The 13741-nt window shown below is 36.4% G+C and carries 12 protein-coding genes; 2 read left to right on the forward strand and 10 right to left on the reverse strand.

Annotation, left to right across the window (positions count from 1 at the left end; translation table 11 throughout):
• Positions 1-16: 16 nt before the first annotated feature.
• The 4 genes from thrB to HHU08_RS18600 form a co-directional block, all read right to left on the reverse strand.
• Positions 17-937, reverse strand: coding sequence for a homoserine kinase (gene thrB, locus HHU08_RS18585; RefSeq protein WP_016202409.1), 921 nt, complete (start codon positions 935-937; stop codon positions 17-19).
• Positions 934-1995: a threonine synthase gene (gene thrC, locus HHU08_RS18590; protein WP_101729212.1), complete on the reverse strand. Its 1062-nt coding sequence runs from the start codon at positions 1993-1995 to the stop codon at positions 934-936. Before thrC ends, thrB begins: the two co-directional genes overlap by 4 nt.
• Positions 1995-3290: a homoserine dehydrogenase gene (locus tag HHU08_RS18595; RefSeq protein ID WP_169189019.1), complete on the reverse strand. Its 1296-nt coding sequence runs from the start codon at positions 3288-3290 to the stop codon at positions 1995-1997. Before HHU08_RS18595 ends, thrC begins: the two co-directional genes overlap by 1 nt.
• A gap of 1078 nt (positions 3291-4368) precedes the next feature.
• Positions 4369-5808, reverse strand: coding sequence for a DDE-type integrase/transposase/recombinase (locus HHU08_RS18600; protein ID WP_169187685.1), 1440 nt, complete (start codon positions 5806-5808; stop codon positions 4369-4371).
• Positions 5809-5973: 165 nt separating this feature from the next.
• Between HHU08_RS18600 and HHU08_RS18605 the strand changes: the two genes are divergently transcribed.
• The gene (locus HHU08_RS18605; protein WP_100525939.1) at positions 5974-7203 is read left to right on the forward strand and encodes an IS110 family RNA-guided transposase; all 1230 of its coding nucleotides are present in this window, start codon (positions 5974-5976) and stop codon (positions 7201-7203) included.
• Positions 7204-7397: 194 nt separating this feature from the next.
• Here HHU08_RS18605 and yutH read toward each other — a convergent pair whose 3' ends face one another.
• Positions 7398-8399: a spore coat putative kinase YutH gene (gene yutH, locus HHU08_RS18610; protein ID WP_016202412.1), complete on the reverse strand. Its 1002-nt coding sequence runs from the start codon at positions 8397-8399 to the stop codon at positions 7398-7400.
• A gap of 192 nt (positions 8400-8591) precedes the next feature.
• Between yutH and HHU08_RS18615 the strand changes: the two genes are divergently transcribed.
• Entirely contained in the window at positions 8592-9083 is a 492-nt protein-coding gene (locus tag HHU08_RS18615; RefSeq protein ID WP_101729214.1) for a phosphatidylglycerophosphatase A family protein, read from the forward strand.
• 80 nt (positions 9084-9163) lie between these two features.
• On the opposite strand, the gene HHU08_RS18620 is transcribed toward HHU08_RS18615, so the two are convergent.
• From HHU08_RS18620 to lipA, 5 genes are all read right to left on the reverse strand, one after another.
• Positions 9164-9940: a TIGR01457 family HAD-type hydrolase gene (locus HHU08_RS18620; RefSeq protein WP_169189020.1), complete on the reverse strand. Its 777-nt coding sequence runs from the start codon at positions 9938-9940 to the stop codon at positions 9164-9166.
• Positions 9941-9968: 28 nt separating this feature from the next.
• Positions 9969-10406 carry a DUF86 domain-containing protein gene (locus tag HHU08_RS18625; RefSeq protein WP_016202416.1) on the reverse strand — a complete coding sequence of 146 codons (438 nt, stop codon included), beginning with the start codon at positions 10404-10406 and terminating at the stop codon, positions 9969-9971.
• A 22-nt stretch (positions 10407-10428) separates the two neighbouring features.
• Positions 10429-11724 (reverse strand): EAL domain-containing protein, encoded by a 1296-nt coding sequence (locus HHU08_RS18630; RefSeq protein WP_016202417.1) that lies wholly within the window; start codon positions 11722-11724, stop codon positions 10429-10431.
• A gap of 267 nt (positions 11725-11991) precedes the next feature.
• Complete coding sequence (locus HHU08_RS18635) at positions 11992-12264, reverse strand: YutD family protein (RefSeq protein WP_016202418.1); 273 nt, start codon at positions 12262-12264, stop codon at positions 11992-11994.
• 337 nt (positions 12265-12601) lie between these two features.
• Positions 12602-13519: a lipoyl synthase gene (lipA, locus tag HHU08_RS18640; protein ID WP_040343046.1), complete on the reverse strand. Its 918-nt coding sequence runs from the start codon at positions 13517-13519 to the stop codon at positions 12602-12604.
• Positions 13520-13741 lie beyond the last annotated feature (222 nt).

Here is a 13741-nt window from a genome sequence, read left to right on the forward strand (position 1 = left end):
TTGCATCCTCTTTTCCTTATTTAATCTCTGTTGCAATAGCTCCAGAACAAATACTTCCTTCCTTATCTATTTCCAAAGGTAGAAAACACATTTCAGGTAGTATAGCCGTTAATCCTTCCATTAACGAATCCATTTCTCCAGGCTTTACAAAGCATAACACCGTTGGTCCTGCCCCACTTAAAGCCACACCATATGCACCAAGCTTATAGGCCTGTTCCTCCATTATTTGCAAATGTGGAACAAGCTCTTTTCGATATGGTTGATGGTACTTGTCCTGTTTCATCATCTTGCCTGCAAGCTTTAAATTGCCTGTTAACAGAGCTGCAACTAGCAAATTGGAGACGGCACCTGCTGAAACAGCTTCTCCAAAAGAAAGAGAGCTTGGCAATACTCCCCGCGATGATTTCGTTAAGAGCTCTTCTTCTGGAATGACCGCCAACACATCTAAATCTATGGAATGAATGATTTCTGCATCCACTTCTTCTCCTATTTGACAGCCAATAACTAATCCACCAAAAATACTCGCACCAACATTATCTGGATGACCCTCCATTTTGGAGGCAATTTCAAACTTCTGTTGTTTAGTCAGCTGCAAATTCCCCACTTGATCAGCTAGCTCAATTCCGGCAACAATAGCAGAAGCGCTAGATCCTAGTCCCCTTGCTAAAGGAATATTGCTGTCAACTTTAATCTGACAAGGGGCAAGAATAGTTTCAAATGTCTTCGCAACTTCGATTGCTGTTCGAATAATGAAATTACTTTCATCATTTGGAAATTCCTTCAGCTCCTCTGTTAACGGAATAACCTCCCAACATTCACTTCGAGCAACTTCCAATGTTAAATATAAGTTTAACGCTAATCCAATACTATCAAAGCCTGGACCTAAGTTTGCGGTGCTTGCCGGAACTTTAATCAGTAACATCTCACCTTCGTTCATATATGAACGACTCCTTTAATATGATTAGCGACTGCTTTCTCATCATTAGGCAGCACTACTGGTTTTAATGGACTCACATCGATAGCTGTATTTGGATCCTTCAAGCCATTTCCTGTAAGAATGGCTACTATTTTGCTGCCCTTTGGAATTTTTCCATTTTGGATATGTTTATACACACCTGCAATAGACGCACAGGAACCTGGTTCAGCAAAAACGCCTTCTTTAGCAGCAATCGCACGATATGCAGCCACAATCTCTTCATCTGTTACTTCATCTATAATTCCATTTGACTCTTCTTGCGCTTGAACAGCTAACTTCCAGCTTGCTGGATTACCGATACGAATTGCTGTAGCAATCGTTTCTGGATTCTCAAACACCCGATTATGCACAATCGCTGCTGCCCCCGCTGCCTCAAAGCCATGAATTTTAGGCAGTCCCGTTTGCTTTACTTCGTGATATTCTTTAAATCCTTTCCAATAGGCACTAATATTCCCAGCATTTCCAACTGGAATTGCTAAGATATCCGGTGCTCCTCCCAATTGATCACATAATTCAAATGCAGCTGTTTTTTGCCCTTCTAATCGGTATGGATTTACAGAGTTTACAAGTGCAACTGGTTCTGTTTCACTTATTTTTCGAACCATTTGCAAAGCTTGATCAAAGTTCCCCTCAATGGCAATAATCTCTGCACCATACATGACGGCTTGTGCGAGTTTCCCCATCGCTATTTTCCCTTCAGGTATAACAACAATACAGCGCATTCCTGCACGTGTAGCATAAGCTGCTGCTGCTGCTGATGTATTTCCAGTAGATGCACAGATAACTGTTGAGTTTCCTTCTTCCTTTGCTTTGGCAACAGCCATTACCATACCTCTATCTTTAAATGAGCCAGTTGGATTTGTTCCTTCTGTTTTTACGTACAACTCTACTCCCCATTCTGCAGACAACTTTTCCAGCTTGATAAGTGGAGTATTTCCTTCATTCAGTGTTAACATTGGTGTAGATTCATTTATTGGTAAATATTCCTTATATTCTTCTAAAAGGCCCTTCCATCTCATTACTTTATTCCTCCCTCAACTCGATAAGAACTTTTTACTGTTCGCACAGATGCTAAATCGCTTAATTCTAATAAAATATTTTCATAGTTTAATAAAGAAGCATGATGGGTAACTAAGACAATTTCCGCTAATCCTTTTTCCTTCACTGGCAATTGAAGAATCTTTTCAAAGCTTACTCCGTGTTGCGAGAAGATGGAGGTAATTTCAGCAAACACACCAACCTCATCTTTCACCTGTAACCGTAAGAAATATTTTGAGAACATTTCATCTGGTTCTTTTAGCTTCTTTTTAAATTGTGGAGCAATGGCACCTTTTCCATTTACACCTAATCTCATATTTTTCAATACATTCATTAAATCAGATACAACAGCAGTTGCTGTAGGCAAACTACCAGCTCCTGGCCCATAAAACATTGTTTGTCCAACCGCTTCCCCGTACACATATACAGCATTGTATTCATTATGAACAGATGCCAATGGATGACTATCTACAATAAAAGTTGGCTGCACACTAACCTCTACTTTTTCTTCGTTCCTTTGTGCAATGCCAATGAGCTTCATTGTATAGCCTAACTGCTTTCCATACAGGATATCTTCATCTGTTACATTAGAAATCCCCTGTACTTTTACATCTTCTAAGCCAATATTCATAGAAAAACCAAGTGTTGCCAAAATAGTCATTTTTCTTGCTGCATCTAGGCCTTCCACATCTGACGTAGGATCACTTTCTGCAAATCCTAATTCTTGTGCTTCTGCTAGGACATCTTCATACGCTCTTTGTTGCTGGCTCATCTTTGTTAATATAAAATTAGTTGTCCCGTTGACAATTCCCATTAATTTAACGATTCGATCTGAGGCTAATCCATCAACTAAACCTCTTAGAATCGGAATTCCCCCTGCAACACTAGCCTCATAAAATAAATCACAATTATTATGGGACGCTGCTTGTAAAAGTTCCGCCCCATGTACAGCCATTAAATCCTTATTGGCTGTCACTACTTGCTTTTTGTTATTTAACGCTTTAAGTAAGATATTCTTTGTCTCTTCAATCCCACCCATTACTTCAATTACCACATCTATTTCAGGATCATCCAAAATGTCATTTGCATCACCCGTTAAGAGAATATCTGTTAACTCAACATCTCTCTCTTTATTGATATTTTTGACAAGAATTTTTCTCACTTTCACTGGGCATCCAACTTGATGCATAATTTTATCCTGATGATTTTCAATAATTTTCACAACACCCGATCCAACAGTTCCTAATCCGAGTAGTCCAATTGAGATTGTCTCCATCTGTTTACCTCCCGCTGATGTTCTTTTTACGAGAACAACTGTCTTTGTATAGTAGACATTATAGTGTTTGAATCCTTTTTTTACAAGGGGTGTTTATACATTCTTTAAAAATTTCTATTTTATAAATAGAATATATATGTATTTATTCTAAAAAAAATCAAAAGAATGCTCGTTTACTTATTGAATCCATTATATAGGAAGATGATAATAATCTAAAAGGAAAATTATAAATTTTATGTATATTTAGATTTTTATTTACATTTTATATTTTTTAATGGTTTTTCCGCTCTATTATGTTTACATGTGAGCGAAGGTTTAGATTAATCATCTTTGCTGTTACCTTTTCTTCTCCCTAGATATAACGCACTCTAATCTATATATTCTTTTAATGAAAGGCTGTTTTCATAAAGTTTGTTTCGATTACCCGCTGCCGGAATACACTTCGCTTTCCGTGGGCTAAGCTTAAGCCACCTCCGCTTCGTCTTCGTGTATTCCGGCTGCTCCATTTTCCAACTAATTCTTTTTTCCTATCGAATAAACATCAATCCTTTAGAAAAACTCTCATGGCGGCGTTACCCGCCGCCACCGTCTATCATGAAAACTTGCTCCTATCCCATGATAGAAAGTCTAAACCACTTAACACCTGACCATAATTAATAGTACAATACGACCAGTCCGAAGACTGTTTGGTGGATCAATACAAGTTGATACCCCGTTAGAAAAACTGGTTGTGACAGTTTAAAAGAACCGTCTAATGTGTTTATAAACACGAATACAAAAATTTTGTATGATGACTTCTGTCGCTTGTATTGTATTAAAAATGGTAGTGTCAAAAGATTTATGAAAACTACCTAAAGGGTTAGTTTCTCTCCTATTTACTGGATGGAGATGCGCCGCAATCGCTCTTGACAAACACGCCAATGGTTTGAGGATTGTTTAACAAGGGCGAAGGGAACAAAAGAAGGCATACCAAATAAGCCCTTGGTTGTTTCCATTTTAAACCATTGGCAAGTTCGGTTTGTCAAGAGTTCGCTCCGCCGATTGCTGAATTAGCTTAAGGGCTCAGCTAAACAAAAAGTTAGGCTTGTCTTTGTTCTACTATCCATTGTTGTGCTAATCCAATGAGCTTTGTCCAACGTGCTGGCATTGTTGGAAGCCCCTTGAGTTCTGGATTCACTACGGGCACTTTTCCTTCTAAGGCGGCATGCGGACGCAAAAAGTTAAAGTAGGCCGTAAATAAGGTGACGTATGAAATGGAACCATGTTCAGAGCCGAATCCATGAGTGGAGCGATAATTGCCCTTAAAGGTGCGGTTAAGTCTCTCAATTATTTGTTTCAGTGGTCTATATTCGGTCGAAACAGGGTCCTCATTGGTTAATCCAATGACCTGCTTCACATCGAATGAAATCCCATGTTGAGCGAAGAAATGTTGGGCTAAAAGATAGATTGGATTCCCGTCTACCACAAAGGTCAGATTTTCTGGAATCTCTTTCATCTTGATTAAGACCTCATCAATTGCTCGAATGGCTGTTGCTGTGTCTCGATTAGGCGACACCGGATACGAAAGAATAATCTTTTTCACGGCGTCAAAAAAGAAAAATAAATAATGCCATCGACCGTTTACTCTGATATACGTTTCATCACCGCAGAATTGGTCTGAAAGTTCATAGGGATAGTGATCCACATAAGGTTTAAGTAATAAAGCTACGCTATTTTCGTAGTTCAATACAGTCTGATGTGAAATCATCACTCCGTGTACGTCCTGCATAATCGCAGCTGTTTTACGGGCCGAAAGGCCATAGTTTACATGATAGGTTAGGATTAATCCTAATGTATGTGGTGATGCATAAATCTTTGATAAGTCAACGGCCGGCAGTTCTGGTGATTCCTTGGATAACGGCTGGAAATCGATATGAAACTGACGGAAAATGTATCTTAATTTAAATGCTTGAGGGTCCTTTTTGAACCTTTTCTTTTCTTTTGAAGTCATCCCATTGAGCTTCTTTTGATAATAAGAACAGTCATTGTTCTTGCACTTAAACACGTGAAAATCTTTTCTTTCTTTTATTTTCTCGAGAGTTTTGGAACAATGAGGACACTTCAGGATGGCTTCCTTAGAATAACGGTTCTTTTCACTGAAGAGCTCTGTACACACCTTGCATTGATACTGGCCTTTATCTCCATTGTTGGCATAAAGATAATCTGATGGAGCACCACACTTTGGGCAGTTCATGGATTTAGGTACGGAAACTTTTGCATTCTTACGCCTTTGAACAGGTTTAAGTGGTTTCCCGTTCTTCTCTAGATATTCACTAAGAAGAACTCGATAATCAAGCTGTTCCAGAACTTCAATGACCGGAAGGTCGTCCACTTGAAGTTTTCGATATGGTTTATTTACTGGCTGTTCAGTAGGCTTATCAAACATACTCTTACCAATCAATAAAGTAAGCAATGTTCGAATTAGTTGTTCTTGATAGTTTATAAAAGTTAATAAATAGGTTATAATTTGAGGGTACAAATTGTCACTTCCTTTTCTAGGTTGTTGAGAGTGTCGTAACCTCAATTATCCTTAGAATTCAGGGGGTGGCAATTTTTTTGCTTATAAAGCCCTCTCAGATAGGATTTAATAACCTATTTACTATAAAAGTTTTGACAATACGTTAAAAATCTTTGAGGTGATTATATGGAAGCTATGATTGAACGGTGTGCAGGCCTAGATGTACACCAAGAAACAGTAGTTGCTTGTGTTTTATTTGGTTCATTAGATAAAAAACCAAATAAAGAGATTCAAACCTTTCCAACAACCACAAGTGGCCTTTTGGCACTTAGCGACTGGCTATCCTCACACAAAATAACGGATGCTGTAATGGAAAGTACCGGTGTATATTGGAAGCCCGTTTGGAATGTTATAGAATGTGACTTCCAATTAATCCTCGCCAATGCCCAACATGTTAAAAATGTTCCCGGAAGGAAAACAGACGTAAAAGATGCGGAGTGGTTAGCTAAACTTTTGCGTTCTGGACTAATTGAAAAAAATTTTGTACCGCCCAAAGAAATTCGTGATTTGCGAGATTTAACCCGGTATCGTAAAAAACTCATCCATACACGAACTTCTGAGCGCAATCGAATCCACAAAATTCTACAGGATGCAAATATTAAACTAACTTCTGTTTTATCTGACATTTTTGGTGTCACTGGTTGTCGCATTATTGAAGCCCTAATAAACGGCGAAAAAATAGGTGTGTTTGAACTTCAACAAATGGTTGATTCAAGAGTTAAGGCGAGCACAACAGATATTGCAGAAGCCCTTAACGGTGGAATACGTAAACATCATATTGATATGTTACGTTTCCATTGGGACCATATCAATCACATCGATGAAACAATCGAAAAAGTAGTTGAACGCATAGACCAAGCGCTTATTCCTTATCAAGAGGAGTGCGAACTACTAGATACCATACCGGGTGTGGATAAAAATGCATCCGCAATCTTTATAGCTGAAATGGGTGTAGACATGTCAGTATTTAAAAGTTCTAAACATCTAGCCTCATGGGCTGGAGTGAGTCCAGGAAATTATGAGAGTGCCGGTAAAAAAAAAACAGGTAAAACTCAGTACGGAAACAAATCATTAAGAACCACCGCTGTTGAATGTTCCATGGCTACAGATAGACAGTATAATCGCATATCTGCACATAGAAAAAGAATTATGAAACGACAAGGAAAATCGAAAGCACGGATCGCTTCCGCTCATTTAATCCTAACAATTGCTTACAATATTTTAAAAACAAGGCAACCATATCAGGAACTAGGCCCTGATTATGTTGATCTCGAACAAAGTAAAGAACAAAAAATGATTCAATACTTAAAAAGGAAAGGGTATCGTATTGAACCCACTAATGAACAAATTGCTTAATGAATAACAAAAGCACTATATTTAATCATTCCTAGCCTTTTAAAAAAGTTCAAATTTAGAAGGTTCAGCTTAGTGTTGCCTTTTACCTAAAGAGTTTTCATACAAACAGCCTAATGAAATATAAAAAGACCTTATTAAAAACATAAAATGTGATTTTAACAAGATCTTCTATAACCATTGCTTCTCCCCATTATTCACAGCCAGGAAACAATAGGTATTTTCATTGTTTTAACTGGTACTTCTGTATTTTGGTAAAATTCCTTTAGAAAAATTTCTAAATCCCTTGATTGATTGAGCATTTTCTTTAACTTTTCTTCTAAGAATAATTGGTCTGCTTCATGTGTAGCAGAATAATAATTTTCTACACATTCAACATAATGGATAGGGAATAACAGTCTGGCATATATTAATCTCCATGCAAAAGAGCTTAATGGCATGACACTTTGATATTCCTCATAAAACGTCTTCACTTCTCTATGATATGTTTTAATATTTCTAAAATAGCGATCTCTTGTCCATTCAGCAAGATCTCTACCACAGTGATCAAAAACCCAGTCAAATGGATTTTTGATATAATATTCTCCTGCCCATGTATCTTTGGTAAAACGGTTATAACAAATCGTACCACTATCTACAGCGCTCGGATCATCATCTAATTCTGTGTCCACAAGATATTGAATGGCATTCTCAGCAATTCCCATATAATAGGGAAAAGACTCTAAAAATAATTTATCAAAGTCACTTTCTGGTTGTTTATATAACATACTGTTCCAGAAACCTTCCATTTGATCCATTCTTTGTTCCCACATACTTTTCCATTGTCCCATCCTACTTATTTTTTGGACACCAAATTGAACGGTTCTTCCTCTAAAATGAAACTTTCCCAGTTTCCGTCCTAATTGTCGAGATTGAAATGGACGTATTCGATCATTAATAAGTACACAAAAGTGTTGCTCATTCATTTCTGTTTGTTTTGTGCCTTCTTTAGTCTCTAATAACATACTGACATGTCGATCTCCAGTCTGATATATATGTGCAGCTATTTGGTCTCTTTCGTCTAGCTCTTCTTCGTCTATACTCCCTACAGGAACAAGTGTATATAGTCTCCCTTGACTAATACAAGCTTCGTAGTGGCCAATTCTAGTTTCCTCTTCCACATCAATCCCATACTTTGAAGATAAAATATTCTGAATCAATTTCTCCTCCTCCTCATTTCCCTCTCTTTTAGGAGTATATGATTGAGACTGTTAAAACTTGTTAAGAGGATTAAATTAATGAAAAGTAAGTTCCTGGAAACAATAGGAGTAGAGGAACATTTATCAATGATTGTGCATATAATAATAAACACTGTGAATACATAGTGAATAAATAAAGAAAAGGTGAAGTTCATGTCATTAAAAGACCTAACAGAAAAAACAGCTAGAAAGTGGTTACATGAACGCGGAGTTGACATAGAAGATATTGCGAAGCTTGTTTTTCTTTTACAAGAGAAGTATCATAAAGATTTACAAATGGAAGACTGTATTCACAATGTGGAAAGAGTACTTTCAAAAAGAGAGGTTCAAAATGCTATTATTACAGGAATTCAATTAGATGTGCTGGCAGAAAAGAAGCTTTTAGAATCTCCCCTTCAAGAAATAGTGGAAACTGATGAAGGTCTTTATGGGGTAGATGAAGTACTTGCCTTTTCTATTGTGAATGTCTATGGCTCAATTGGATTTACAAATTACGGATATGTAGATAAATTAAAACCGGGTATTTTACAAAAGTTAAATGATAAGAGTACTGGTGAATGTCATACTTTTTTAGATGACATTGTCGGTGCCATAGCAGCAGCTGCTTCAAGTAGACTAGCCCACCGTGCTAAAGGGGAGGAATAAGTCAAGAAGTTGAATGCTTTACAAAAAAGGACGTTTCAAACCCTGTATGGTATTGAAACGTCCTCTTTTTATTATTGTCATTATTTTTTTATGACCCACTCACTTAAACTATCTACTGTATAAGCCGGCTGGACGGAATAACTACTTAATTGCGCTTTCGTTGTAACACCTGTATGGACAAGAAGAGTATCCATATTTGCATTGATACCTGCCATAATATCGGTTTGATAATTATCTCCTACCATTAAAACATCCTCTTTAGGTAAGTTCAATAATTTTATTGCTTGGTTAATGATAATAGATTCTGGTTTTCCAACAACGACTGGTTGTTGTTGTGTACTTACAGAAATGACAGAAGTTAAAGCCCCATTTCCTGGCAATAAACCCCGTTCACTTGGCAACGCTGTATCACCATTTGTAATCACAAACTTTGCTCCATTTCGAACAGCCAAGCATGCTACTGTTAATTTTTCATAGGTAATCTGCTGATCAAGCCCAGCAACCACATAATCAACATCTTCTGAATCTTCCACTAGCTTCAAGTCCTTATCCACTAATGCTCGTTGAAGGCCTTCTTCCCCAATCATAAATACTCTTGCTCCTGGGGATTTTTCAGCAATATAATTAGCGGATGCCATGGCGGAAGTAAATACTTCATTCGCTTTTGCTGGTATCTGAAATTCTCTCAGCTTTTGCGCTACCTGTTCTGGTGTTTTCGTTGAATTGTTCGTTACATATAAATAGGGAATTTGCGCCGCAATTAATTGTTTGACAAATTCAGCTGCCTCCGCAATAACCTCTGTTCCTCTATACATAGTACCATCTAAATCAATTAAATATCCTCTATATGCTTTCATTGATAAAAAATCCTTTCACTGCTAGATATTAATTTTTAAATGCAGAAACAGGCCCTAGTTCATGCGTTAAATAGTTACTTACAGATGGGGGAAATGCTTTTATGGAAAGCATCTTCGCTTCAAATGCAGAAACTAGTCCCGTATGATCAATATTCGTATACTGATGAACAAGCTGTTTTCTCCAAAGAATTAGTCCCTTAATATCTTCCCCTATTTCCTGTGTAATAACTTTTTCATCGATAAGTATATCTACAATGTCATCATAACTTCCGGGATCTCTCATAATAAAACCATCAATCATACTATTTCCCACGTCCAAAATGACTTCAATCATCATATGGGTAATCCTCTCAAGTGCCACCTTTTCCAGAAATGTACTCCAAGTATCTTGTTTTTCAAACTGACTGATAAGCTCATGGTAATAGGTTAACTGTTCTTCTATTTTTTCTCGGTCCACAAAATACATATTCCATTACTCCTTTCGTGCCTTATGAGATTTGTAAATGATTGCTTAAACTAGTAGGCTTGGCATAGAAATATCCTTGAGCTAAGTCGACTTTATTCTTCGATAAAATAGAGGCTTCCTCTGCACTTTCGATTCCTTCTGCAACCACAACAGATCCAACTTCTTTTGCTATAAGAAGCAGTCCTTTTAACATCGATTCTTTTACTGAATTTTTATCAATATTTTGAATAACAGAGCGGTCGATTTTGATAATATCTGGCATAATTTCACTAATTGAATTTAAACTTGCATACCCTGCCCCTGTATCATCAACTGCGATTAAAAAACCAAGCATTCTTAATACTTTGAGATTATTAGTAAAATGCTCTAACCCTTCAAAAGAATCTCTTTCTGTAATTTCAATCGTAATTTTTTGGGGAGAAATCCCTTTAAATCGACGAATAACTGCTTTAATATCTTTAATAAACCGAGGATTCCCTATTGTAACCGGTGTGAAGTTAATAAAGATATTATGCCGCCATTTTGTTTGCTGAATTTGTTCAAAAGCTTTTTCGAGAACAATCATTTCAAGCTCGTACAAAAACTTCGTTTGCCTTGCTAAGGAAAAGAGTTGAAGAGGATTTTCTAATGAAGTTCCTTTAGGTCCCCTCGTCAGCATTTCACAGGCATGAATTTTATTTGTTTCTACATCCATAATAGGTTGGGCCAATAAGTGGATGCTTTTATTGGCTACAATATCGCTTAATGTATAGACTAATTTATTGAATTCTGTATCTGATCTTTTATGAGCCATGGCAAGCGCAAATTCATGAGCGGTTTGAATGGCTTCAGAAAGATAGGTATATTTTTTCTCAATAAACATGTACCCTGTATTAAATACTGGGTGAATACTTCCCGAGGCACGCAAGCCACTTTCAACATTATGTATAATTTTTTTTACTAAGCCATCTAGCATGGCCAAACACTCAGTTCCTTGCTCCCATCTAATAAACATGGTCAATCCGTTCGGATTATAATCATGAATAGCAATGATTTCATTAGAAACAGTTGATTGTATCGTTGTACGAAACGATTTTTTTAGCACTCGGATATAATGAAAAAAATCCTCTGTCTCTAACTGTTGCTTTATCCTATGTAAATTCGTTATATCCATCACAATAACGGCTACTTCATATCCATTATTCATCGCTTTTTCTACTTGATGAATGATCGGGTCTCGTAGAACAAATGATGGGGGAAAATACTTTATACATTTTGCTGGAAGGAATAATTTCCCCCAATTCAATAACCTAGCATATACAGTCTCTTGATATTTCATAGCTCCATTCCTCTCAAAAAGCCAACTTTTTCTGTCACTAAAGCAATTATTTCTCTATAGATGGACTTCCCTTTACTTCTACCCTTACAAAGCTAACATTTAATTTAGAAGCAAAAAGTCACATTAGGAATTTTTAAATGTAAAAAGAAAAACATGCATGGCTTTGTTTAGGGAGAAAGTCCTTCCCCTGCTAAACAGAGCCATTTCTTGTTTTCTTACAGAATGGAAGCTCCTTCTTCAAGATCAAAACGAAGGATTACCGTATTATTATTTTGTTTTTTTCACGACAAAATAAGCACATCCAAAATTACAATATTCATACAAATATTCTGTTAATGTACTAATTTTCGTATCAAAGCTTGATTTTTGATTATGGTCATCAAAAAAGCCACGTAATCTTAATTGTCCATAACCCCAATCTCCAACAATATAATCGTATTTCGTCAATATATCACTAAATCTATTTTTAAATGCTTCTTCATTAAAACCTGATTTTCTTTCTTCAATCAGTTCATAACAATGGTTATTAATGCAAACCAATCGTATCACCTCAAAACCTGTATATATTTCATATAAAGTGAAACTTCCATCAGTCGGAGTTTTCCTTCATCCCCCACTAATTAGTCGAACCATTCGGACCTTTACGGACAGTATTTATTGGGAGAAATAGTCAAATCATAACATTCGTCCACTATCATTATAACCCTAGGAATGATATTTACATAGCACTAACAATAAAATCTTCCTATAAAATACAGAATTTTTATTTTATACGATTAAATATTTATTAATAAATGGGAAATTTTCTTAACGTAAGAATAGGAAGGAATCAATAGGAGTTAAAAATAAAGATCCCTCTGTAAGGGATCTCAATGTTTTATGCTTCTTTTGCATGTTCAGCCATTTGCTGATTCTTTTTTGCCTCGTTTACTTGCTCATCTGCATGGTAAGAAGAACGTACTAATGGTCCAGCTTCACAATGGCTGAATCCTTTACTTAATGCAATTTCTTTCAATTCTTTAAATTCATCTGGATGATAATATTTTTGAACTTTTAAATGTTTTGCAGTTGGCTGTAAGTATTGACCAATTGTCATAATATCTACATTATTTGCTCGTAGATCATCCATTGTTGCAATAATTTCTTCTTTCGTTTCCCCTAACCCAATCATAATACTAGATTTAGTCGGAATATTAGGCTGCATTTCTTTTGCTCTACGTAAAAACTCAAGGGAACGTTGGTATTTTGCTCTTGCACGTACTCTAGGGGTCAATCTTTCTACTGTCTCAATATTATGGTTCAAGATATCAGGCTTAGCATCCATTAATAATCGTAGGTTTTCTTCTACGCCTCCCATATCAGAAGGTAATACTTCAATGCTAGTGAATGGATTTTTTCTACGAATGGCACGAACCGTTTCTGCAAAAACAGCTGCTCCGCCGTCTTTTAAATCATCTCTGGCAACAGCAGTAATAACAACATGCTTTAAATTCATTGTATAAACAGAATCAGCCACTCTTTCTGGCTCCTGCCAGTCTAGTTCTGTTGGCAAGCCTGTTTTTACCGCACAAAAACGACAAGCTCTTGTACAAATATCTCCTAAAATCATAAAAGTAGCTGTTCTTCTTACAGCCCAACATTCATGAATATTTGGACATTTCGCTTCTTCACAAACCGTATGTAGCTGCTTTTCCTTCATCATTTTTTTCAAACCTGTATAGTTTTCATTCGTATTTAATTTAATTTTCAGCCATTCAGGTTTGCGTAAATATTCTTGTTTTCTCTCTGACACCATATTCATCTCCTAGTAAAATAATTTTCATCATTTTTACCTAAAAACAGTATTGTATAACAGTCTCAAATCACAAAACTTTGTATGTTATACACAATAAAAAGATTGCCTCGCTTTCATTTGTCACTTTAACATAATGGAAATGCCTCTACAAGTTATTCCTTTTAAAGATTACCATTAATTGATAATTATTTTTTTCGCTATAACTCACAAAATATAACGACA

It is taken from the genome of Niallia alba, assembly GCF_012933555.1.
Classification (GTDB): Bacteria; Bacillota; Bacilli; order Bacillales; family Cytobacillaceae; genus Niallia; species Niallia alba.

Bases quoted from the DNA above. Each gene is read 5' to 3' on its own strand.
- thrB (WP_016202409.1), bottom strand. From the start codon at position 937: ATGAACGAAGGTGAGATGTTACTGATTAAAGTTCCGGCAAGCACCGCA.
- thrC (WP_101729212.1), bottom strand. From the start codon at position 1,995: ATGAGATGGAAGGGCCTTTTAGAAGAATATAAGGAATATTTACCAATA.
- HHU08_RS18595 (WP_169189019.1), bottom strand. From the start codon at position 3,290: ATGGAGACAATCTCAATTGGACTACTCGGATTAGGAACTGTTGGATCG.
- HHU08_RS18605 (WP_100525939.1), top strand. From the start codon at position 5,974: ATGGAAGCTATGATTGAACGGTGTGCAGGCCTAGATGTACACCAAGAA.
- HHU08_RS18615 (WP_101729214.1), top strand. From the start codon at position 8,592: ATGTCATTAAAAGACCTAACAGAAAAAACAGCTAGAAAGTGGTTACAT.
- HHU08_RS18620 (WP_169189020.1), bottom strand. From the start codon at position 9,940: ATGAAAGCATATAGAGGATATTTAATTGATTTAGATGGTACTATGTAT.
- HHU08_RS18625 (WP_016202416.1), bottom strand. From the start codon at position 10,406: ATGTATTTTGTGGACCGAGAAAAAATAGAAGAACAGTTAACCTATTAC.
- HHU08_RS18630 (WP_016202417.1), bottom strand. From the start codon at position 11,724: ATGAAATATCAAGAGACTGTATATGCTAGGTTATTGAATTGGGGGAAA.
- lipA (WP_040343046.1), bottom strand. From the start codon at position 13,519: ATGGTGTCAGAGAGAAAACAAGAATATTTACGCAAACCTGAATGGCTG.